The organism is Chromobacterium sp. ATCC 53434, assembly GCF_002848345.1.
In the GTDB taxonomy this organism is placed as follows: domain Bacteria; phylum Pseudomonadota; class Gammaproteobacteria; order Burkholderiales; family Chromobacteriaceae; genus Chromobacterium.
This window is the reverse complement of the sequence record NZ_CP025429.1, coordinates 3325976-3348903: the sequence shown is the minus strand read 5'-3', so window position 1 is coordinate 3348903 and position 22928 is coordinate 3325976. Positions and strand designations below refer to the sequence as shown.

Below are 22928 nucleotides of genomic sequence, written 5' to 3'. Positions count from 1 at the left end.
CGCCGGTTTGCCGCGGCGCTGGTCTAGCCGGATCAAGGGCTTAAGCGAGGCGGCGTCCGGGCGTCGGCGCAGGGGCGCAGCGACGCGGTAAATGCGGACTGTCGGTGAGAAAACGATTTCAGGCGCAGTATACCATCAAGGATTAATGAATTCTAATGTTGCGCTGCACTCAATGTGGCAAGTCTTTGATTTTAATTAAGCGGCATTGAGATTGTTTGCCGTGATGGGGGTGTTTGGGCATAAGTTGCCACAGTCGGGGGGATGAGGCTGATTGTCACCTAGAATTAACGCTTGCCCCGGGGGGAGGGGGAGGGCATAATTCCGCCCTCGTAATGCAAGGTTCGGCCTTGTTTTGATTGATTGTTTTTGATAGTCCCGCAAACTCGTTCCAAGCGAGATTCGGCTGGTCTTATATCTTCTTCCACGGAGGTGTGGGAATAATGTCTGATCTGGCTTCTGCTCAACTGCTTCAAGCATCTGCAGCCCAGCTACCCGTCTATACCTATTTCGATCCAGCCTGCCACGCCCTCGAGCAGCGGCTGCTTTTTGCCGACGTGCCGCAGTACTACGGCCATGAATTGATGGTGCCCGATGCCGGCGACTATCACACGCTGGAGTGGCTGGGCCACGGCAAGATGCTGAAGAATGTCGACGGGGAGGTCAAGCTGATCTCCAATGTCTGCCGCCACCGCCAGGCGGTGATCTACAAGGGCCGCGGCAACGGCAACCATATCGTCTGCAATCTGCACGGCTGGACCTACGACGCCGCCGGCACCCTGGTCGGCGCGCCGCATTTCCCGGAAACGCCTTGCCTGAATCTCGGCCAGACCGAGCTGACGCGCTGGAACGGCCTGTTGTTCGACGCCCGCCGCGACATCGCGCGCGACCTGGCCCAGCTCGGCGTCGCCAAGCACATGACTTTCGACGGCTATGCCTTCCATTCGACGCACAGCGCCGACTACGACTTCAACTGGAAAACCTTCATCGAAGTGTATTCGGAAGACTACCACGTCGATCCCTTCCATCCCGGCCTCGGCAATTTCGTCGACTGCGGCGACCTCAAGTGGGAGTGGGGCGAGAGCTACCACGTGCAGACGGTCGGCGTGAAGAACCGCCTGGCGCGCGCCGGCTCCAAGGTGTACGGCAAGTGGCACGAGGAAGTGCGCCGCCGTTACGAGGAGCAACAGCCTGAGTTCGGCGCCATCTGGCTGACCTACTACCCGAACATCATGGTGGAGTGGTATCCGCACGTGCTGGTGGTCAGCGTGGTGATTCCGCGCGGACCCGAGAAATGCACGGTGCTGACCGAGTTCTACTATCCGCAGGACGTGGTGTGGTTCGAGCCGGAGTTCGTCGAGGCCGAGCAGGCCGCCTACTTCGAGACCGCCAAGGAAGACGATGAAATCTGCCAGCGCATGCACGAGGGCCGCAAGGCCTTGTGGCTGGCCGGCGTCAGCGAGGTGGGGCCGTACCAGTCGCCGACCGAGGAGGGCATGCAGCACTTCCACGAGTACTACCGGCGCATGATGGGTTCGGCATTGGCTGGCTGAGTCGGCCAGTTGAATGCCATAATGCGGGGGCGCGGGATGCCGCGCCTTTTTTTATTCCATTTATCGATACCATCGGCGGGAACGATGTCCGCAATTTTCCGCATCACGGTTCTGGCCGTCCTGTTGCTGGCCAGCCCGTTGGCGCTGGCGGCGAACTATGCCGATCCGGCCAGCCAACTGCGTTTCACCTTGCCGTCTGGCTGGAAAGTCAGGCCGATGGTCGTCGGCGGAACACGGACGCTGCGGGTGATCCCGCCTAAGCCGGATCAGCGCGAGCGCGCCGCGATCGAGGTCCAGATCCGCATTCGCAAGCCGCGGCGCGGCGAGACCTTGAGCAATCTGGCGACGACATTCCGCGAGGAGGACGGCGACCGGGAAGCGGCCAATTTCGTGCGGCTGAACCGCCGCGCCGGCCGGCTGGTCACCGAATACCGCGACGGTCGTTTCGTATCCAACCGTTTGTGGATCGTGCGCCATAATCTCCATGTGATCCAGTTGCTGGACAAGAACCGGCTGCTGGAGGCGCGCTGCACCGCCAACGCGTCGGAATTCAAGACCTATCGCCGGCAGATGGAGGCCATCTGCCTGAGCGTGGCGGTGGCGAAGAAGTAGGCTTAATTCAAGCGGCCCGAGGGCCGCGCAGCAGGGAAGGCAGTGAAAGTGGCGGTACAAGGCGGTAGGGCGGGATTCCGGCTGGGATCCGGCTGGATGGTGGTGGCGGCGGCGTTTTTCGCCCTGATGGGCCTGTTCGTCAAGCTGGGCTCGCAGTATTTCTCGTCGACGGAGCTGGTGTTCTGGCGCACGCTGATCGGCGTGCTGGCGCTGGGCGGCGCGGCGCTGTGGCGACGTGAGCGTTTCGCCACGCCCTTGCTGCGCTACCACCTGCAGCGCGGCCTGATCGGCTACAGCTCGCTGCTTATGTCGTTCTACGCCATCGCTCACCTGCCGTTGGCGACGGCGTCCACGCTGACCTACACCTCGCCGATGTTCCTGGCGCTGTTGTCCGTCGTGCTGCTGCGCGAGCGGCTGCCGGCGCGGGCGATGGGCGGCCTGGGGCTGGGCTTCGTCGGCGTGGTGCTGTTGCTGAGGCCGACCCTGTCCGGCGACGTCTGGTTCGCCGGCCTGCTGGGACTGGTGTCCGGTTTTCTGGCCGGCTGGTCCTATCTGCATGTGCGGGAACTGGGGCGGCAGGGCGAGGCCGAATGGCGGGTGGTGTTCTATTTCGCGCTGATCTCCACCGTCGGCGGCCTGCTGCTGATGGGCTTCGAGCGCTGGCATCCGGTGACCCTGGGCAATGTTTGGCTATTGCTGGGCGTCGGCGGTACCGCCACGCTGGCGCAGTTGGCGATGACCCGCGCTTACAAGGTTGGCAGCAAGCTGGCCACCGCCAATCTGACCTATCTGTCGGTGGTGTTTTCCTGCCTGCTCGGCGCGCTGGTCTGGGGCGATGCGCTGACCGCCGATTCCTTGCTGGCGATGGGCTTGATCGTGGTCAGCGGCATGTTGGCCGGGCGACGCTAGAATAAAGTCACTGCCGTAATAATTCCAAAGATAGGGAGAAGCTGATGATTTCGATCCGTGAGCAGGATTACGGCCTGGATGTGGCCTTGTTCAACGAATTCACGCTGGCCGATTTCCAGTTGCTGGAGCAGGCCTTGCTCAAGCGGCTGGACGAGCGCGACAAGCCGGACATGCTGCTGGACCTGACCGAGCTGAAGGACTTCACGCTGGACATGGCGATGGAAGAGGTGCGCTTCATGCGCGCGCACGAGGAGAAGCTGGGTCGCGTCGCCATCGTCGTCGGCGATGTGTGGATACGCCTGGCCACCCATATCGCCGGCCTGTTGTCCCATACCCACGTCCAGTATTTCGATCTGGTCGAGGAGGCTCAGGCCTGGCTGGCGCGCCCGATCGTCGCTTGATTTTGCGACGGATGGCGGTACAGTAGCGTTTTTTGTTCGACTCGAAAGAATAAAAACCGATGCTGAAGAGCCTTTCCAGCCGCCTGGCGGCTGAGCTTGCCGTCCGCGAATCGCAGGTGGCGGCCACCATCGAGCTGATCGACGGCGGCGCCACCGTTCCCTTCATCGCCCGCTACCGCAAGGAAGTCACCGGCGGTCTGGACGACACCCAGCTGCGCATGCTGGCCGAGCGGTTGGTCTATCTGCGCGAGATGGACGAGCGCCGCGACAGCATACTGAAGAGCATCGCCGAACAGGGCAAGCTCAGCCCCGAACTGGAAGCGGCCATCTACGCCAGCGACAACAAGACCACGCTGGAAGACCTGTATCTCCCCTACAAGCCCAAGCGCCGCACCAAGGCGCAGATCGCCCGCGAGGCCGGCCTGGAGCCGCTGGCCGACAGCCTGTTGGCCGATCCGTCGCAAGAGCCGAACGCGCTGGCCGAAAGCTATATCAACGCGGACGCCGGCGTCGCTGACGCCAAGGCGGCGCTGGACGGCGCGCGCGCCATCCTGATCGAGCGCTTCGCCGAGGATGCCGAATTGCTGGGCCAGCTGCGCGAGAAGCTGTGGACCGAAGGCGAGCTGGCCGCCGCCGTCGTCGCCGGCAAGGAGAGCGAGGGCGCCAAGTTCTCCGATTACTTCGACCACCGCGAGCACATCAAGGCGATGCCGTCGCACCGCGCGCTGGCGCTCTTGCGCGGCCGCAACGAGGGCGTGCTGACCGTCGCGCTGAAATATCAGCCGGACGAGACGCCGATCACCGAACGCTCGGCCTATGAAATGCTGATCGCCGCCCGCTTCGGCGTCAGGGACGCCGGCCGCGCCGCCGACAAGTGGCTGCTGGACGGCGTGCGCCTGTGCTGGCGCGCCAAGATCTTCCTGTCGCTGGAGCTGGAGCTGGTGTCGCTGCTGAAGGACGCCGCCGACGGCGAGGCGATCAAGGTGTTCGCCGCCAATCTGCACGACCTGCTGCTGGCCGCGCCGGCCGGCCGGCGCGCGACGCTGGGCCTGGACCCGGGCCTGCGCACCGGCTGCAAGGTGGCCGTCGTCGACGATACCGGCAAGGTGTTGGACACCACCGCCATCTATCCGCACGAGCCGCGCCGCGAGTGGGACAAGTCCATCGCCATCCTCGGCGCGCTGTGCGTGCGCCACAAGGTGGACCTGATCGCCATCGGCAACGGCACTGCCAGCCGCGAGACCGACAAGCTGGCGCAGGACCTGATCAAGGCCTTCCCGCAACTCTCGATGACCAAGATCGTCGTGTCGGAAGCCGGCGCCTCGGTGTACTCGGCGTCCGAGCTGGCCGCCAGGGAATTCCCGGACATGGACGTCAGTCTGCGCGGCGCGGTGTCCATCGCCCGGCGCTTGCAGGATCCGCTGGCCGAGCTGGTGAAGATAGAGCCGAAGTCCATCGGCGTCGGCCAGTATCAGCACGACGTCAACCAAAGCCAGCTGGCGCGCGCGCTGGACGGCGTGGTCGAGGATTGTGTCAACGCGGTCGGCGTCGACGTCAACACCGCCTCGGTGCCGTTGCTGACCCGCATCTCCGGCCTCAACGCGACGCTGGCGTCCAATATCGTGTCCTACCGAGACCAGAACGGCGCGTTCAAGAACCGCAAGGCATTGCTGAAAGTGCCGCGTCTCGGCGACAAGACCTTCGAGCAGGCGGCCGGTTTTCTGCGCATCTCCGGCGGCGACAACCCGCTGGACGCGTCGTCGGTACACCCGGAGGCGTATCCGGTGGTCGAGAAGATCGTCGCCAGGGCCGGCCGAGACGTCAAATCGCTGATCGGCGACTCGTCCTTCCTGAAATCGGTGCGCGCCACCGACTACACCGACGAGCGCTTCGGCCTGCCGACGGTGATGGACATCCTGCGGGAGCTGGACAAGCCGGGACGCGATCCGCGCCCGGAATTCAAGACCGCCACCTTCCAGGACGGCGTCGAGAACCTGAAGGACCTGCAGCCCGGCATGGTGCTGGAGGGCGTGGTCACCAACGTCGCCAACTTCGGCGCCTTCGTCGACATCGGCGTGCACCAGGATGGCCTGGTCCACATCTCGGCGTTGTCCAACAAGTTCATCGACGATCCACGCAAGGTGGTCAAGGCCGGCGATGTGGTCAAGGTCAAGGTGCTGGAGGTGGACGTGGCGCGCAAGCGCGTCGCGCTGACGATGCGTTTGGACGACGAGGTCGGCTCCGGCAACAGCCGCGGCGGCCGCGGCGACAGCCGTTCCGACAATCGTCCGCGCCAGCCGCGCGGCCAGTCTGCCGCCCCGCAGGGCGATACCGCGATGGCGGCAGCCTTCGCCAAGCTGCGCAAGGGCTGAGTTTGACTATATAGATGTGATGGATGTGCCAGGACAGGCCGGCGGCGACGCCGGCCTGTCTGTTTTTGGCGGTTTCGACCGGGCGGGGCGGACGGATATCGGCTTTTTCGCGGCCGTTTGCGGATACCCTTTCCTCATATCTTCAGGCGGATCATGGGCTTGGCGCGTGGTCGGCGCGGGGAGGGCGAATTTCCCGGTTTTTTCTTGCAGAAAGTGTTGACGGACCTAGGGGCGGGGCGTATAGTTCACCTCCTCAGCTGACGCAGCGAACGAAACAGCGGAAACGAAACGGTTCCGGTGAAGACGACGCAGCGATCGGCACTGCTCTTTAACAGAACGAATAACCGATAGGTGTAAGTGCTTGGCGAAAGCCGACACTTGCACTGCAAGAGACAAGAGATACTTGTTTATTTCTTTGAACTTGCGTGCCAGAAAATTGCTATGAGATTGAACTGAAGAGTTTGATCCTGGCTCAGATTGAACGCTGGCGGCATGCTTTACACATGCAAGTCGAACGGTAACAGGGTGCTTGCACCGCTGACGAGTGGCGAACGGGTGAGTAATGCATCGGAATGTACCGTGTAATGGGGGATAGCTCGGCGAAAGCCGGATTAATACCGCATACGCCCTGAGGGGGAAAGTGGGGGACCGTAAGGCCTCACGTTATACGAGCAGCCGATGTCTGATTAGCTAGTTGGGGAGGTAAGAGCTCACCAAGGCGACGATCAGTAGCGGGTCTGAGAGGATGATCCGCCACACTGGGACTGAGACACGGCCCAGACTCCTACGGGAGGCAGCAGTGGGGAATTTTGGACAATGGGCGCAAGCCTGATCCAGCCATGCCGCGTGTCTGAAGAAGGCCTTCGGGTTGTAAAGGACTTTTGTCAGGGAGGAAATCCCGCTGGTTAATACCTGGCGGGGATGACAGTACCTGAAGAATAAGCACCGGCTAACTACGTGCCAGCAGCCGCGGTAATACGTAGGGTGCAAGCGTTAATCGGAATTACTGGGCGTAAAGCGTGCGCAGGCGGTTGTGTAAGTCTGATGTGAAAGCCCCGGGCTCAACCTGGGAACGGCATTGGAGACTGCACGACTAGAGTGCGTCAGAGGGGGGTAGAATTCCACGTGTAGCAGTGAAATGCGTAGAGATGTGGAGGAATACCGATGGCGAAGGCAGCCCCCTGGGATGACACTGACGCTCATGCACGAAAGCGTGGGGAGCAAACAGGATTAGATACCCTGGTAGTCCACGCCCTAAACGATGTCAATTAGCTGTTGGGGGTTTGAATCCTTGGTAGCGTAGCTAACGCGTGAAATTGACCGCCTGGGGAGTACGGCCGCAAGGTTAAAACTCAAAGGAATTGACGGGGACCCGCACAAGCGGTGGATGATGTGGATTAATTCGATGCAACGCGAAAAACCTTACCTGCTCTTGACATGTACGGAACTTGCCAGAGATGGCTTGGTGCCCGAAAGGGAGCCGTAACACAGGTGCTGCATGGCTGTCGTCAGCTCGTGTCGTGAGATGTTGGGTTAAGTCCCGCAACGAGCGCAACCCTTGTCATTAGTTGCCATCATTAAGTTGGGCACTCTAATGAGACTGCCGGTGACAAACCGGAGGAAGGTGGGGATGACGTCAAGTCCTCATGGCCCTTATGAGCAGGGCTTCACACGTCATACAATGGTCGGTACAGAGGGTTGCCAAGCCGCGAGGTGGAGCTAATCTCAGAAAACCGATCGTAGTCCGGATCGCACTCTGCAACTCGAGTGCGTGAAGTCGGAATCGCTAGTAATCGCAGATCAGCATGCTGCGGTGAATACGTTCCCGGGTCTTGTACACACCGCCCGTCACACCATGGGAGTGAGTTTCACCAGAAGTGGGTAGGCTAACCGTAAGGAGGCCGCTTACCACGGTGGGATTCATGACTGGGGTGAAGTCGTAACAAGGTAGCCGTAGGGGAACCTGCGGCTGGATCACCTCCTTTCTAGAGACTGGCGATTGCCAAGTACTTACAACCTATCGGTTATTCAAGTTAAGGGCATTTTCGATGAAAATCTGCGCAGCTCTGCGTTGAAAGCCTCCTCGTGTACTCGATGTACACGTCGTCAGCTTTCGCCTTGATCTGCTTGATTTTGATCGAAAAGGATGTGGTATCAAACGACTACTGGGTTTGTAGCTCAGCTGGTTAGAGCACTGTGTTGATAACGCAGGGGTCGTAGGTTCGAGTCCTACCAGACCCACCAGTATTTTTTGGGTCAGGCAAGGCGCGAAGAAGCGAAGTGTGCTCATGCACATGAGCGACTGAGCAACGCAGCATCACCCAAAAAGAGGGGGATTAGCTCAGTTGGGAGAGCACCTGCTTTGCAAGCAGGGGGTCGTCGGTTCGATCCCGTCATCCTCCACCACTCACGCCGCAAACAAAATCAAATTGAAAAGTTTGATTCTGTTTGCGTTGTAGAAACGCCCGATCTTTAACAAACTGAAGAAGCCGAATATATAAGACGGCGAAACAAACAATAGGAGTTAACTCTTCTGTTGAATGAATCGTCATCTTGGGTATTTGATTGTATCTAAGGCTGCGTCGCCATATCAAAAGGGGCGGTGCAGTCGTCGCACAAACACTCTCTGTTGTTTTAGTGATTTAGGTTACTGAAATGATAGGGTCAAGCGACTAAGTGCATCTGGTGGATGCCTTGGCGATCACAGGCGATGAAGGACGTGTAAGCCTGCGAAAAGCGCGGGGGAGCTGGCAATAGAGCTTTGATCCCGCGATATCCGAATGGGGAAACCCACCGCTTAGGCGGTATCCCTGACTGAATACATAGGTCAGTGGAAGCGAACCGAGTGAACTGAAACATCTAAGTAACTCGAGGAATAGAAATCAACCGAGATTCCGTAAGTAGTGGCGAGCGAACGCGGAACAGCCTGTACGTGTTATGGATTGTGTTAGTGGAAGGTTCATGGAAAGGACCGCCGTAGTGGGTGATAGCCCCGTACACGAAAACACATTCCAGGGACTAGGCGTACGAGAAGTAGGGCGGGACACGCGAAATCCTGTCTGAAGATGGGGGGACCATCCTCCAAGGCTAAATACTCGTGATCGACCGATAGTGAACCAGTACCGTGAGGGAAAGGCGAAAAGAACCCCGGGAGGGGAGTGAAATAGAACCTGAAACCGGATGCATACAAACAGTGGGAGCGGACTTGTTCCGTGACTGCGTACCTTTTGTATAATGGGTCAGCGACTTACGTTCAGTAGCAAGCTTAACCGAATAGGGGAGGCGTAGGGAAACCGAGTCCGAATAGGGCGATTTAGTTGCTGGGCGTAGACCCGAAACCGAGTGATCTATCCATGGCCAGGATGAAGGTGCGGTAACACGCACTGGAGGTCCGAACCCACTAGTGTTGCAAAACTAGGGGATGAGCTGTGGATAGGGGTGAAAGGCTAAACAAACTCGGAGATAGCTGGTTCTCCCCGAAAACTATTTAGGTAGTGCCTCATGTATCACTTCCGGGGGTAAAGCACTGTTATGGCTAGGGGGTCATTGCGATTTACCAAACCATGGCAAACTCTGAATACCGGAAAGTGCAATCATGGGAGACAGACGGTGGGTGCTAACGTCCATCGTCAAGAGGGAAACAACCCAGACCGCCAGCTAAGGTCCCAAATGATCAGTTAAGTGGTAAACGAAGTGGGAAGGCCCAGACAGCCAGGATGTTGGCTTAGAAGCAGCCATCATTTAAAGAAAGCGTAATAGCTCACTGGTCGAGTCGTCCTGCGCGGAAGATGTAACGGGGCTCAAACTGATAACCGAAGCTGCGGATGCACAGTTTACTGTGCGTGGTAGGGGAGCGTTCTGTAGGTCTGTGAAGGTGTCTCGTAAGGGATGCTGGAGATATCAGAAGTGCGAATGCTGACATGAGTAGCGATAAAGCGGGTGAAAAGCCCGCTCGCCGAAAGCCCAAGGTTTCCTACGCAACGTTCATCGGCGTAGGGTGAGTCGGCCCCTAAGGCGAGGCTGAAAAGCGTAGTCGATGGGAAACGGGTTAAAATTCCCGTACTTTTATGTAGTGCGATGTGGGGACGGAGAAGGTTAGGTCAGCAGACTGTTGGAATAGTCTGTTCAAGCCGGTAGGCTGGGGTGGTAGGCAAATCCGCCGCCCCTTAAGGCCGAGACGTGATAACGAGGGTCTACGGACCTGAAGTGACTGATACCACGCTTCCAGGAAAAGCCACTAAGCTTCAGCTACATAAGAACCGTACCGCAAACCGACACAGGTGGGCAGGATGAGAATTCTAAGGCGCTTGAGAGAACTCAGGAGAAGGAACTCGGCAAATTGATACCGTAACTTCGGGAGAAGGTATGCCTGTTGGGGTGTAGTGATTTACTCACGAAGCTCTGACAGGTCGCAGAGAATCGGTGGCTGCGACTGTTTAACAAAAACACAGCACTGTGCCAACACGAAAGTGGACGTATACGGTGTGACGCCTGCCCGGTGCCGGAAGGTTAAGTGATGGGGTGCAAGCTCTTGATCGAAGCCCCGGTAAACGGCGGCCGTAACTATAACGGTCCTAAGGTAGCGAAATTCCTTGTCGGGTAAGTTCCGACCCGCACGAATGGCGTAACGATGGCCACACTGTCTCCTCCTGAGACTCAGCGAAGTTGAAGTGTTTGTGAAGATGCAATCTCCCCGCTGCTAGACGGAAAGACCCCGTGAACCTTTACTGTAGCTTTGCATTGGACTTTGAACAGACTTGTGTAGGATAGGTGGGAGGCTTTGAAGCCAGGACGCTAGTTCTGGTGGAGCCGACCTTGAAATACCACCCTGGTGTGTTTGAGGTTCTAACCTTGGTCCGTGATCCGGATTGGGGACAGTGCATGGTAGGCAGTTTGACTGGGGCGGTCTCCTCCCAAAGTGTAACGGAGGAGTTCGAAGGTTACCTAGGTACGGTCGGAAATCGTGCTGATAGTGCAATGGCAAAAGGTAGCTTAACTGCGAGACCGACAAGTCGAGCAGGTGCGAAAGCAGGACATAGTGATCCGGTGGTTCTGTATGGAAGGGCCATCGCTCAACGGATAAAAGGTACTCCGGGGATAACAGGCTGATACCGCCCAAGAGTTCACATCGACGGCGGTGTTTGGCACCTCGATGTCGGCTCATCACATCCTGGGGCTGTAGCCGGTCCCAAGGGTATGGCTGTTCGCCATTTAAAGTGGTACGTGAGCTGGGTTCAAAACGTCGTGAGACAGTTTGGTCCCTATCTGCAGTGGGCGTTGGAAGTTTGACGGGGGCTGCTCCTAGTACGAGAGGACCGGAGTGGACGAACCTCTGGTGTACCGGTTGTCACGCCAGTGGCATCGCCGGGTAGCTAAGTTCGGAAGAGATAACCGCTGAAAGCATCTAAGCGGGAAACTTGCCTGAAGATGAGACTTCCCTGGAGGCTTGACCTCCCTGAAGAGTCGTTCGAGACCAGGACGTTGATAGGTCGGGTGTGGAAGCGCTGTGAGGCGTGAAGCTAACCGATACTAATTGCTCGTGAGGCTTGATCCTATCATTTGAGTGACTTAACTGCGTGCGAATCTGTGATTCGCTCAGCGATAAGCTAAGTGACGATGATGGAGTGTTGTGCGACACAATTAAATACCGAATATTCGAGGGTTGGTTTGAAACCGGCCCGGGCTTCTTGAGTTTGTACCAGTTTATGTCTGGTGGCCATAGCGAGGTGGTCCCACGCCTTCCCATCCCGAACAGGATCGTGAAACGCCTTAGCGCCGATGATAGTGTGGCATTCGCCATGTGAAAGTAGGACACCGCCAGACGCCCAATAAGAAAGCACCGAGCCCGTTTGGCTCGGTGTTTCGCTTCCCGAGAAGCGAATCCAGAATTACGCGACCGCGTTCACGTTTTTTCTGGCGACCATAGCGAGATGGTCCCACGCCTTCCCATTCCGAACAGGACCGTGAAACATCTTAGCGCCGATGATAGTGTGGCATTCGCCATGTGAAAGTAGGACATCGCCAGATCCCCAATATGAAGAGCCCCAGCCTGTAGGCTGGGGCTTTTTCGTTTCCGCTTTTTCCCATTCCTTCAGTGTGTCGTTTTGATGAAGCCTGGATGACGGCGATTTGCCGCGCCCGCGGCGTCGTACTATGCTGATTTATCTGTTTCAGACAGTATGCGTTTGCTATCGAAGTGCGCCGCCGGCGCCGCTGGCGTCGCCGATGATGGCGGCAAGTCTTTGGCAGCCTTGGCCAGCTTGCGCCCGCAGATGACCGGTGGGTGGTTTTCGCCATGGTGGAAATGCGTGCGAATGGCTTGTCCCGCCTGAGTTTGATAGCGTTTAAGTGCTAAAGAATATTTTATATTGTCCAACAGTTCTTTCGGCTCTTGTATACAATAGGCCGCTCACCCGGACGCGAGGCCGGGGCTGCAAACAATATCGGAGAAACCCATGCAATTCGAATCCTTTGCTCATCGGCAGTCCGCTCTGCGCGACGCGATCACCGCCGCTTATCGGCGTGACGAACGCGAGTGCGTGCAAGCTTTGCTTGCGCAGGCGGCGATGAGTCCCGAGCAGGTCGCCTCGGTGCAGCAGTTGGCGCGCCGGCTGGTGACCGAGGTGCGCCGCGAGCGCACCCGTGCGAGCGGCGTCGACGCGCTGATGCACGAGTTCTCGCTGGACAGCAGCGAAGGGATCGCCCTGATGTGTCTGGCGGAGGCGCTGCTGCGCATCCCCGACCGCGAAACGGCGGACAAGCTGATCCGCGACAAGATTTCCCGCGGCGACTGGAAAGCCCACCTGGGCAACAGCTCGTCGCTGTTCGTCAATGCCGCCGCCTGGGGCCTGCTGGTGACCGGCAAGCTGGTCGCTTCGCACAGCGCCTCCGGCCTGTCCGCCGCGATGACGCGGCTGATCGCCAAGGGCGGCGAGCCGCTGATCCGCAAGGGCGTGGACATGGCGATGCGGATGCTGGGCAAGCAGTTCGTCACCGGCGAAACCATAGACGAGGCATTGGCCAACGGCCGCGAGCGCGAGGCGCGCGGCTACCGTTTCAGCTACGACATGCTGGGCGAGGCGGCGATGACCGAGGCCGACGCGCAGCGCTATCTGAAGGACTATGTCACCGCCATCCACGCGATAGGCAAGGAATCGAACGGCCGCGGCATCTACGACGGTCCGGGCATCTCGGTGAAGCTGTCGGCTATCCATCCGCGTTACGCCCGCCTGAAGCACGAGCGGATGATGACTGAGCTGCTGCCGCGCTTGAAGGCGCTGTTCCTGCTGGCCAAGCAATACAATATCGGCCTGAACATCGACGCCGAGGAGGCCGACCGCCTGGAGATCTCGATGGATCTGGTCGAGGCGCTGGCCAAGGACCCGGATCTGAACGGTTTCGAGGGCATAGGCATCGTGGTGCAGGCTTATCAGAAGCGCTGCCCCTTCGTCATCGACTTTCTGATCGATCTGGCGCGCCGCACCGGCCACCGCTTCATGGTGCGTCTGGTCAAGGGCGCCTACTGGGACGCCGAGATCAAGCGCGCCCAGGTCGACGGCTTGCCGGGCTATCCGGTCTATACCCGCAAGGTCTACACCGACGTGTCCTACCTCGCCTGCGCGAAGAAGCTGTTGGCGGCGCAGGACGCGATCTATCCGCAATTCGCCACCCATAACGCCTACAGCCTGTCGGCGATCTACAATCTGGCCACCGGGCTGGACTACGAATTCCAGTGCCTGCACGGCATGGGCGAGACGCTGTACGACCAGGTGGTCGGCAAGGACAAGCTGGGCAAGGCCTGCCGCATCTACGCGCCGGTAGGCTCGCACGAGACGCTGCTGGCCTATCTGGTGCGCCGCCTGCTGGAGAACGGCGCCAACTCGTCCTTCGTCAACCGCATCGTCGACGAGAGCGTGTCGATAGACGATCTGGTGACCGATCCGGTGGCCGAAGCCGCCGGCTTCGCCGGCCGGCCGCACGGCAAGATTGAATTGCCGGTCGACCTGTACGGCAAGGGCCGCCGCAATTCCAAGGGCCTGGACCTGTCCAGCGAGCACGTGCTGGCGACGCTGGAGATCGGCCTTAAGGCTTCCGAGCAGCAGCGCTGGGCGGCTTTCCCGATGCTGGGCGACGGCGACGTCAGCGACGGCGAGCTGCAGGAAGTGCGCAATCCGGCCGATCACGGCGATGTGGTCGGCAAGGTGATAGAAGCCACCGCCGCCGACGTCGAGCGCGCGCTGCAGCAGTCGCAGGGCATCGCCGCCGTCTGGGCGGCGACGCCGGTGGCCGAGCGCGCCGCCTGCCTGAACCGCATGGCCGACCTGATGGAAGAGAACATGCCGGCGCTGATGGGCCTGGCGGTGCGGGAAGCCGGCAAGACGCTGAACAACGCCATCGCCGAGGTGCGCGAGGCGGTGGACTTCTGCCGCTACTACGCGGCGCAGATCGTGTCCGAGTTCGACAACGCCAGCCATCAGCCGCTGGGTCCGGTGGTCTGCATCAGTCCGTGGAACTTCCCGCTGGCCATCTTCATCGGCGAAGTGGTCGCGTCGCTGGCCGCCGGCAACACCGTGCTGGCCAAGCCCGCCGAGCAGACCAGCCTGATCGCCGCCTACGCGGTGCGGCTGCTGCACGAGGCCGGCGTGCCGCGCGCGGCGCTGCAGTTCCTGCCGGGCCGCGGCGAGGTGGTCGGCGCGGCGCTGACCGGCGACGCGCGGATACAGGGCGTGATCTTCACCGGCTCCACCGAAGTGGCGCAGATCATCAACCGCACGCTGGCGGGCCGTCACGACGACCCGGTGCTGGTGGCGGAGACCGGCGGCATGAACGCGATGATAGTCGACAGCTCGGCGCTGCCGGAGCAGGTGGTGACCGATGTGCTGAGCTCGGCCTTCGATTCCGCCGGCCAGCGCTGCTCGGCGCTGCGCGTGCTGTATCTGCAGCACGATATCGCCGACAAGGTGATCGCGATGATCAAGGGCGCGATGGACGAGCTGACCGTCGGCAATCCGGCCAGGCTGACGACCGACGTCGGTCCGGTGATCGACGCCGAGGCGCAGGCCGGCCTGCTGGCCCATATCGACAGGATGAAGCGTTCGGCCCGCGCCGTGCACCAGACCCGCTTGCCGGCGGAGTGCGAGCAGGGCACGTATGTCGCGCCGACGCTGTTCGAGATCGACAATCTGTCCGAGCTGAAGCGCGAGGTGTTCGGCCCGGTGCTGCATGTGCTGCGCTTCGCCGCGTCCGACCTCGGCAAGGTGGTCGCCGAGATCAACGCGACCGGCTACGGCCTGACCCACGGCATCCACAGCCGCATCGACGAAACCATCGCCGACATCTGCGGCCGGATCAAGGCCGGCAACGTCTACGTCAACCGCAACATCGTCGGCGCCGTGGTCGGCGTGCAGCCGTTCGGCGGCGAAGGCAAGTCCGGCACCGGCCCGAAGGCCGGCGGCCCGTACTATCTGTACCGTCTGAGCCGCGCCGCCTGGCAGCCCAAGCTGGCCGCCAGCCCGGAGGCGGCGGACTGGTCGGCGCTGGACGCGCTGGCCGCCGCCGGCAAGGCGCAGGGCCTGGCGCTGGACGGCGTCATCGCCGCCGCGCGCAAGGAAAGCCCGCTGGCGCATAGCGTGGCCTTGCCGGGACCGACCGGCGAGAACAACACGCTGGCCTTCGCCGGCCGCGGCCGCATCGGCTGCGTCGCCGACGACGTCCAGGCGCTGGCCGAGCAGTTGGCGGCGGCCTTCGCCGCCGGCAACCGCGCGGTGGTGGCCGACAACGAGGCCGGCCGCAAGCTGGCGCCGGCGCTGAACGGTTATGCCGAACTGGCCGCCGACGTGCTGGCCGCCGAGGTCGACGCGGTGTTGCTGGCCGGCGCCGGCGCCGACGAGGCCCGCCGCAAGCTGGCCGCCCGCGATGGCGCGCTGGCGCAGCTGATCGTCCGCGGCGAGCACGGCTACAATATCCATCGGCTGGTGGTGGAGCGCGCTTTCAGCGTCAACACCACCGCGGCTGGCGGTAATGCCAGCTTGATGAGCATGAGCGAATAATCAACTTGCCAGGCTCTGGCCGCGTTGGAATAATGCGGCCAGAGTTTTTACTTTAAGAACCTGTTCACGATCTTTTTTCGAGCAGCGCAGCTCAGCCAGACGGCCAGATGCAAGGCGGAGGGGGCAGGCCTTGGTCATTCCAAGGCCCAGCCCGACAACGCGGCAGATGGCCGCCTGGCTGGGCTGCCCTTCGGGGCCATTTTCTGCCGGCGCATGGCTTTGTCAAACGCCCCTTGCAGTGAATGACACTGCGGCGGGCCGTTTTCCGCGCCCTGCATCCGGCAGAGAATGGCCGCTGCCGGAAAAGATCGTGAACAGGTTCTAAGAGCAAGATGGACCCGGCCCGCCGGTTATATTGACGCAAGAAGTTGAAGCCACAAGAAGAGGAACGAGAGATGCAAGTAAACAAGCTGTCCACCCTGACCCTGGCGGTCGCCGCCGCCGTCGCCCTGTCCGCCTGCGGCAAGAAGGAAGACGCCTCCCAGGCCGGCGCGGCCTCCGCTCCGGCCCAGGCCAGCGCAGGCGGCGACGTGATCAAGATCGGCTTCGCCGCTCCGCTGACCGGTCCGCAGTCGCACTACGGCGAGGAATACAAGAACGGCGTGACGCTGGCGATCGAAGACGCCAACGCCGAGAAGCCGACCATCGCCGGCAAGGCGGTGACGTTCGAGCTCGACGCCCAGGACGACCAGGCCGATCCGAAGACCGCGACCCAGCTGGCGCAGAAGTTTGTCGACGACAAGGTCGCCGGCATCGTCGGCCACTTCAACTCCGGCACCTCGATCCCGGCGTCCAAGATCTACTCCGACGCCGGCATTCCGATGATCGCGATGGCGACGTCGCCGGTGTTCACTTCCCAGGGTTTCAAGAACACCTTCCGCTCGATGACTTCCGACACGCAGCAGGGCGGCGTGATGGGCAAGTTCGCGGTGGAGAAGCTGCATGCGAAGAAGATCGTCATCGTCGACGACCGCACCGCCTACGGCCAGGGCCTGGCCGACGAGTTCGAGAAGTCTGCCCGCGCCGCCGGCGGCGAGGTGGTGAAGCGCGAGTTCACCAATGACAAGGCCACCGACTTCACCGCCATCCTGACCTCGATCAAGGGCGCGAATCCGGACGTGGTGTTCTACGGCGGCGCCGACGCGCAGTCCGCTCCGATGGTCAAGCAGATGAAGCGCCTGGGCCTGAAGGCTCCGCTGATCTCCGGCGAAATGACCAAGACCCCGACCTTCCTGCAACTGGCGGGCAAGGAAGCCGACGGCACCATCGCCTCGCTGGCCGGCCTGCCGCTGGAGCAGATGCCGGGCGGCAAGGACTACGAGACCCGCTACAAGGCCCGCTTCAAGGCCGACGTCGCCACTTACTCGCCGTACGGCTACGACGCGACCCGCGCGCTGATCCAGGCGATGAAGGACGCGAACTCGGTCGATCCGAAGTCCTATCTGCCGGTGCTGGCCAAGATCAGCCACAAGGGCGTGACCTCCAGCAACTGGACCTATGACGACAAGGGCGACCTGAAGGATGGCGGCATCACCGTTTACAAGGTCGAGAACGGCCAGTGGAAGGTGATGGAGACCGTAGGCGGCGGCGCGGCCAAGGACGCCTCGGCAGCCAAGTAAGCCGGTTTCGCAGCAAGAGGACGGCGCGGATTTCCGCGCCGTTTTTGTTTGGCGGACAAGATCGGAGAGGAGGATTAATATCGTGGCGATCAATGGAAGCGGAGACGAGTCGTGAAGCGGGCAAGCATGGAAACGCCGCCGCCGTCGCCCTGCATCGGCGTCTGCCGGCTGGACGAGAGCGGCCAGGTCTGCGTCGGCTGCCGCCGGACGCTGGACGAGATCGCCGGCTGGTCCGGCTATGGCAAGGAAGAGAAGGAACAGGTGTGGCGTCGCCTGCTGGCGTTGCCGATGCCGGTGCAGGCCAAGACCTGTCCGCAATGCGGCAAGGGCTTCACCTGCGGCGCCGGCGGCGACGATGGCGGCTGTTGGTGCGCCGATCTGCCGGCCGCGCTGTCGCCGGCCGGGGCCGACAGCGATTGCCTGTGTCCGAGTTGTCTGCAACGGCGGATGGCGGCCCGGCTATGAGCGGGCGGGGCGGCGGCGCACCAAAAAAATGACATTGTTATATTTTTGATTTGAAAATATACTTCGGGAAAAATATCGCCGAGGCAGACCGAGACGGCGGCCGCACCAGGCTCTCAGGCATTCATATATCGCCATTTCCAGGAGAAAACATGAAACTCAGCCATTGCTTCGCCGCCATCGCCATCGCTTGCGGCCTGTCCGCCGCCGCGTCGGCCGCGTCGGCCGCCGAGCCCGCCGCCGCGCAGGTCAAGCAGGAGGCCTTGAGACAGCAGGCGATGCAGGCGCCGCTGGTCATCGGCCGGCTGGCCGCCACCCAGCTCGTATGCGCGGGCCAACTGCCCTATGGTTGGATTGCGATCAACTCTTATTGGAATCCGACCTCTTGCGGCAATCCGACCCAGATCACTTTCAATGTCTGGAGCATCGAGCGCTATACCGATCTGGCGGTGGGCTCGACGTTGCTGGCTTGTACCGGCCCGGTCCCCGCCGGCTGGGCGGTGATCCGAACGAACTGGAATCCGACCGCCTGTGGCCAGCCCAGCCAGATCGTCAACAATCAGATGACGATACAGCGGCTGCGCTGATTCCGGGCCGAACCGCCGTCGCGGCGGAACGGAGAGACTCGCGCGCCGGCGCGGCAGGCGTCTTGCGCTTGCCGGCCGGCGTTTTTGCGTTTTAAATGCAATTGGCGTATCGGCTGCGGCCGCCGCCTGAACCGATGCCCGGAGGCGGAATGGATTACCGCGTGTTCGATGCAGGAGACGCCCGCGTGCTGGAATGGCTGGCGCCGCTGGGCGAGGCGGCGCAGGCCGTCGATCTGGTGGCCGCCTGCGCCGGGGAGGCCTGCGGCCACCTATTGCTCGATGCGGCCGTCCTGCCGGCGGCTTTTTTCCAGTTGCGCACGCGTCTGGCCGGGGAAATGTTGCAGAAACTGCAGGACTACCGCCTGCGAACCGCGGTGGTGATCGCCGCGGATCGGGATTACGGCGAGCGTTTCGGCGAATTCCTGGTCGAGGCCAGGCGGGGGCGTTACTGCCGCTTGTTTCTGGCGCGCGGCGAGGCGCTCAGCTGGCTGGCCGGAGAATAGCCGCCATCTGTGCTAGGCTGGCGGCCGAAAACTGTTGAGGGGATGAAGATGACGACGCGCCTTCAGGCGTCGCCGCGCCGGCGCCATGCGATGGCGGATGGCCGGGGCCGAACGATGGGGCGCCTCCTATTGGCGCTGGTTCTGGCCGCGCCGGCCCTGTGCCGGGCCGGCGGCAGCGGCTGCGCGGACGACGCCGGGTTGTTGCAGGCGCAGACGCTGGCTGCGGCCGGCGTGCGCTTGCCGGTGGTCCGCCATTTCTGTTACCAGGACCGTTCCGGCAGCTATGTGCTGTATCTGGCGGCGAAGAGCGACAGGCAGCAGGGCGGCGAGCGCTTGTCCAGCATGCTGCAGGCGCATCTGCTGAAGCGTGCGCCGGACGGCGCGCTGGCGCCGCAATGGACGGTGCGCGATTTCGCCGCCAGCGGAGACGCCGGCGGCTGGTTTTCGCCGCGGCTGCAGGAGCTGGCCGACCTCGACGGCGATGGCCTGATCGAGCCGCTGCTGGTGTACCGTTTCTCGCCGCGGGAGAACGAGGGGCTTTGTTGCGAGCGCATCAAGCTGGTGATGTTCTACCACGGACGCAAGGTGGCGATACGCGCGGAGAGCGGCGAGATGGACGGCAGCCGCTCCACCGTCGCCAACGCCGCCTTCTTCAGCCTGCCCGGCGCGGTGCGCCGCCATCTGGTCGACAAGATGGAGGCGATGTACCGGGCCGGCGATTTCACTTTCGACAACAGTTATCGTTTCGTGCCGCGCCGCGATCCGGCAGAGTGACGGCGGTCGGCGGAAACGATGGCAAGTAGGTTCGATGACGGGAGGCGGCATGTTCGAGACGGATGTGGTGCGTTGCCGGATAGAGGGGGGCGTCGCCTGGCTGGAGTTGAACCGGCCTGACTGCCTGAACGCGATGAACCGGCCGCTGCTGCGCCAGTTGCTGGCGGCGCTGGAGAGGGCGGCGGTGGACGAGACGGTGCGCGGCGTCATCGTCAGCGGAGGCGGGCGGGTGTTTTCCGCCGGGGCCGACATACGCTGGCTCAGCCAGGCGTCGCCGGACGAGGTACGCGAACTGGCGCGGCTGGCGGTGGCGGTGACCCGCCGCATCGAGACGCTGGGCAAACCGGTGCTGGCGGCGCTGAACGGCGACGCGTTGGGCGGCGGACTGGAGATCGCCGAGGCCTGCACATTGCGGCTGGCGGCCTCGCATGCCCGTTTCGGCCATCCCGAGGTCAAGATAGGCGCGGTCGCCGGCTTTGGCGGTACCACGCGTCTGCCGCGCCTGATAGGCAAGGGGCGGGCGGCGGAGCTGCTGCTGACCGGCAGGCTGATCGACGCCGACGAGGCCTGCCGCCTGGGCCTGGTCAACCGCGTGACGGCGGCGGACCGGCTGTTGGCCGAGGCGCAGGCGTTGCTGGACGAAATCCTGGCGCAGTCGCCGGTGGCGGTGCGGCTCAGCTGGGAGGCGCTGCACCGCGGCCTGTCGCTGTCCGAGGACGAGTCGGCGGCGCTGGGCGCCGATTATTTCGGCCTGGCGGCGCAGAGTGAGGACTTCCGCGTCGGCACCCGCGCGTTTCTGGACAAGCAGGCACCCAAGTTCAAGGGGCGGTGAGGGGCGGGCGTCAAGCCGCGCATCGCCACCGCGCCGGCGTCGTCCCGTACGCCGGCCTGTTCCCGCCCCGCCCTGATTGCTAACCGGCCGGTGTCCGCGCGGCCGCGGTCCCCCGTTTTCAATTTTCCTGCCGCCCGCCCGCGTTCTGCCGCGACGCGCTTCCCATCCGATACCGCCCCCCGCATTGCCACGATGCCAATATTCAGCGCTGAGAAAATCAGCATAAATGCAACAGACGGCAATTTTCATGCTTAATGAATTGACTAATGTCATACAAATACCAATAGAATATCGAGCGATTACTCTAATCGTTCGATGAGGATCAATCCTGGATCGAACGATTGCCTCGTATTTCAACGGAATCGCGCCGACCGGCGCGGCGTGGGATTTGTAGCGACTCCAGGGAGCATGGAATGAAGAACCTTGTGATCAGCGACACCGCGGCGATTCTCGACCGCCGAGTGACCGAGTTGGACGATGAGGAGATTCGGCAATTGAAGCAGGCCGTCTATCAGCACGGGATCGTCGTACTGAAGGCGCAGACGGCCTCCGCCGCCGAGTTCGTCCGCTTCGGCCGCCGCATCGGCGAGATCTGCCCCTACTACGAGGAGATGTACCGCCACCCGGAACACGCGGAAATCTTCGTCTCGTCGAATTGCGAGGCGGACGGCAAGCGGGTCGGCGTGCCGAGGACCGGCAAGTTCTGGCATTCCGACTACGCCTTCATGCGGCAGCCGTTCGCCTTCACCATCACCTACCCGCAGGTGGTGTCGTCGCTGAATCGCGGCACCTACTTCATCGACATGGCTCAGGTCTACCGGCGGCTGCCGGCCGAGCTGAAGGTCAGGCTGGAAGGCGCGACGGCCACCCATTCGGTCCGCCGCTATTTCAAGATCCGCCCCAGCGACGTCTACCGTCCGATAGGCGAGATCCTGGCCGAGGTCGACAGCAAGACCCCGGCGGTCGCGCATCCGGCGGTCATCCGCCATCCAATCACCGGCGAATCCATCTTGTACGCCAGCCGGGGTTTCACCGAGTCGCTGACGCTGGCCGGCGACGACGCTGACGGTGCGGCGACGCTGCGCGAGCTGATGGTCGAGACCGGGCAGACCGACGACAGCTTCAGCCATCCGAACATCCAGCTGTTGAACATCAGCGAAGGCGACATCATCGTCTGGGACAACCGCCGCTTCGTCCACCACGCCAAGCACAGCGACAAGATCGAGCCGACCAAGACCTTCCGCCTGACCGCTTACGACGGTCATCCGTTCAGCGGCGAGCCGGAACCGGCGCGCGAGCAGGAGGGACTGAGCCTTGCTTGAATCCGAACAGCTGCTGACGCGACAGCCGGCGCCGCCCGCCGTTTTCAACGACCCGGCGCTGCGGGCGCGGGTGTTGTCGGTCTATTTCGACAACGCCCGCTATCTGGAGACCGCCGACATCGGCGTCGACAACAGCGAGGGCAAGGAGGAAGTGGTGTCGAACGGCATCCTCTCCGTTCCCGAGTCTTGCTACATCGAGAGCACCGGGCATTTCAATTCGGTGGAATTCAACATCTGTTACAACCAGATCATGTACGACGCGATCGCCCACGCGTCGAAATATGGACTGGCGTCGTACTTCGCCGACTGGGGCGTCGAGGGATTCTTCTCGCGCCAGCTGCCCGACATCCTGATCACCCGTTTCCACAGCCGCTTCAGCAAGCCGCTGGACGCGTCCCGTTTCCACGGCGAGTTCGTGATCCGGTCGGCGCGGCTGCATCGCACCGCCCAGCCTTTCCTGTTCCTGAAGACCAGCTGCCGGTTTTTCGATGATGCCGGCGGCGATGCCGCCGGCGAGGTCGACCTGGCCATTCTCAACCCCTGATAGGGCGGACCCGCGTCGCCGCGGGACCGCGCCAAGGAGGTCTAGCCTTGATTCCGCAGTCCATTACCCGCGTCCAGCTGGAACAGGAGTTGCACGCGATCGCCAGGGCCGTGCTGCACAAGGGCGCGCTGCAGTCGAAGCAGAGCCTGTTCGAACAGGGACTGACCTCGGTCGGCGCGCTGGAAATCCGCGGCCGGCTGGAGAGCCGCTTCCAGATCCGGCTGCAATCCAGCGTCTTGTTCGATTATCCGACGCTGGCCGCGCTCGCGGCCTTCCTGCTGGAGCGCCTGCAATCCGAAAGCGCCAGGCCCGCCGCCGTCCGGCCGCCGGACGGCCCGCTCATGGGCGACGCGCTGGTGCGTGAAATCCTGAAAAAGGAATTTGGAGTCTAA

16 protein-coding genes, 2 tRNA genes and 4 rRNA genes are annotated in these 22928 nt (G+C 62.0%); 21 read left to right on the top strand and 1 reads right to left on the bottom strand.

The features are described 5' to 3' along the window. The first annotated feature begins 440 nt into the window (after positions 1-440). The 11 genes from CXB49_RS14880 to rrf (CXB49_RS14830) all read left to right on the top strand — a co-directional run bounded on the left by CXB49_RS14880 (position 441) and on the right by rrf (CXB49_RS14830) (position 11871). Positions 441-1550 (top strand): aromatic ring-hydroxylating dioxygenase subunit alpha, encoded by a 1110-nt coding sequence (locus CXB49_RS14880; RefSeq protein WP_101709131.1) that lies wholly within the window; start codon positions 441-443, stop codon positions 1548-1550. An 84-nt stretch (positions 1551-1634) separates the two neighbouring features. Continuing rightward, a complete protein-coding gene (locus CXB49_RS14875) occupies positions 1635-2162 on the top strand; it encodes a hypothetical protein (RefSeq protein WP_101709130.1) in 528 nt (175 codons plus the stop codon). A 96-nt stretch (positions 2163-2258) separates the two neighbouring features. Beyond that, positions 2259-3071 (top strand): DMT family transporter, encoded by an 813-nt coding sequence (locus CXB49_RS14870; protein ID WP_233493092.1) that lies wholly within the window; start codon positions 2259-2261, stop codon positions 3069-3071. 44 nt (positions 3072-3115) lie between these two features. Further along, the gene (locus CXB49_RS14865) at positions 3116-3472 is read left to right on the top strand and encodes an STAS/SEC14 domain-containing protein (protein WP_101709128.1); all 357 of its coding nucleotides are present in this window, start codon (positions 3116-3118) and stop codon (positions 3470-3472) included. Between the two features lie 59 nt (positions 3473-3531). Beyond that, positions 3532-5844, top strand: a complete 2313-nt coding sequence (locus CXB49_RS14860; protein WP_101709127.1) for a Tex family protein — start codon at positions 3532-3534, stop codon at positions 5842-5844. A 449-nt stretch (positions 5845-6293) separates the two neighbouring features. Then, positions 6294-7829, top strand: a 16S ribosomal RNA gene (locus tag CXB49_RS14855). 182 nt (positions 7830-8011) lie between these two features. Beyond that, positions 8012-8088: transfer RNA gene (locus CXB49_RS14850), tRNA-Ile, on the top strand. A gap of 86 nt (positions 8089-8174) precedes the next feature. Further along, positions 8175-8250 (top strand) — tRNA-Ala (locus tag CXB49_RS14845). Between the two features lie 256 nt (positions 8251-8506). Further along, a 23S ribosomal RNA gene (locus CXB49_RS14840) occupies positions 8507-11398 on the top strand. 154 nt (positions 11399-11552) lie between these two features. Continuing rightward, a 5S ribosomal RNA gene (rrf, locus tag CXB49_RS14835) occupies positions 11553-11667 on the top strand. A gap of 89 nt (positions 11668-11756) precedes the next feature. Further along, positions 11757-11871 (top strand): 5S ribosomal RNA (gene rrf / locus CXB49_RS14830). The 16S, 23S and 5S rRNA genes sit together here with 2 tRNA genes alongside, the layout of an rRNA operon. Positions 11872-11995: 124 nt before the next feature. Here rrf (CXB49_RS14830) and CXB49_RS23610 read toward each other — a convergent pair. Beyond that, a complete protein-coding gene (locus tag CXB49_RS23610) occupies positions 11996-12220 on the bottom strand; it encodes a hypothetical protein (RefSeq protein WP_158300882.1) in 225 nt (74 codons plus the stop codon). A 79-nt stretch (positions 12221-12299) separates the two neighbouring features. Here CXB49_RS23610 and putA point away from each other — a divergent pair, with 79 nt between their 5' ends. The 10 genes from putA to CXB49_RS14780 all read left to right on the top strand — a co-directional run bounded on the left by putA (position 12300) and on the right by CXB49_RS14780 (position 22928). Further along, positions 12300-15893, top strand: coding sequence for a trifunctional transcriptional regulator/proline dehydrogenase/L-glutamate gamma-semialdehyde dehydrogenase (putA, locus tag CXB49_RS14825; RefSeq protein WP_101709126.1), 3594 nt, complete (start codon positions 12300-12302; stop codon positions 15891-15893). Positions 15894-16288: 395 nt separating this feature from the next. Then, on the top strand, positions 16289-17512 hold the full coding sequence (locus CXB49_RS14820; RefSeq protein ID WP_101709125.1) for a branched-chain amino acid ABC transporter substrate-binding protein: 1224 nt from the start codon (positions 16289-16291) through the stop codon (positions 17510-17512). 111 nt (positions 17513-17623) lie between these two features. Next, positions 17624-17977, top strand: a complete 354-nt coding sequence (locus tag CXB49_RS14815) for a DUF1289 domain-containing protein (protein WP_233492816.1) — start codon at positions 17624-17626, stop codon at positions 17975-17977. A 149-nt stretch (positions 17978-18126) separates the two neighbouring features. Beyond that, entirely contained in the window at positions 18127-18561 is a 435-nt protein-coding gene (locus tag CXB49_RS14810; protein WP_101709123.1) for a hypothetical protein, read from the top strand. A gap of 149 nt (positions 18562-18710) precedes the next feature. Next, the gene (locus CXB49_RS14805; RefSeq protein ID WP_158300881.1) at positions 18711-19064 is read left to right on the top strand and encodes a DUF4180 domain-containing protein; all 354 of its coding nucleotides are present in this window, start codon (positions 18711-18713) and stop codon (positions 19062-19064) included. A gap of 114 nt (positions 19065-19178) precedes the next feature. Further along, entirely contained in the window at positions 19179-19838 is a 660-nt protein-coding gene (locus tag CXB49_RS14800; RefSeq protein WP_158300880.1) for a M949_RS01915 family surface polysaccharide biosynthesis protein, read from the top strand. Positions 19839-19887: 49 nt separating this feature from the next. Next, positions 19888-20670: an enoyl-CoA hydratase/isomerase family protein gene (locus CXB49_RS14795; protein WP_101709120.1), complete on the top strand. Its 783-nt coding sequence runs from the start codon at positions 19888-19890 to the stop codon at positions 20668-20670. 413 nt (positions 20671-21083) lie between these two features. Next, entirely contained in the window at positions 21084-21992 is a 909-nt protein-coding gene (locus CXB49_RS14790; protein WP_101709119.1) for a TauD/TfdA family dioxygenase, read from the top strand. Then, positions 21985-22536: an FcoT family thioesterase gene (locus CXB49_RS14785; RefSeq protein WP_199406698.1), complete on the top strand. Its 552-nt coding sequence runs from the start codon at positions 21985-21987 to the stop codon at positions 22534-22536. Before CXB49_RS14790 ends, CXB49_RS14785 begins: the two co-directional genes overlap by 8 nt. Before the next feature lie 47 nt (positions 22537-22583). Further along, positions 22584-22928 (top strand): acyl carrier protein, encoded by a 345-nt coding sequence (locus CXB49_RS14780; protein ID WP_158300879.1) that lies wholly within the window; start codon positions 22584-22586, stop codon positions 22926-22928.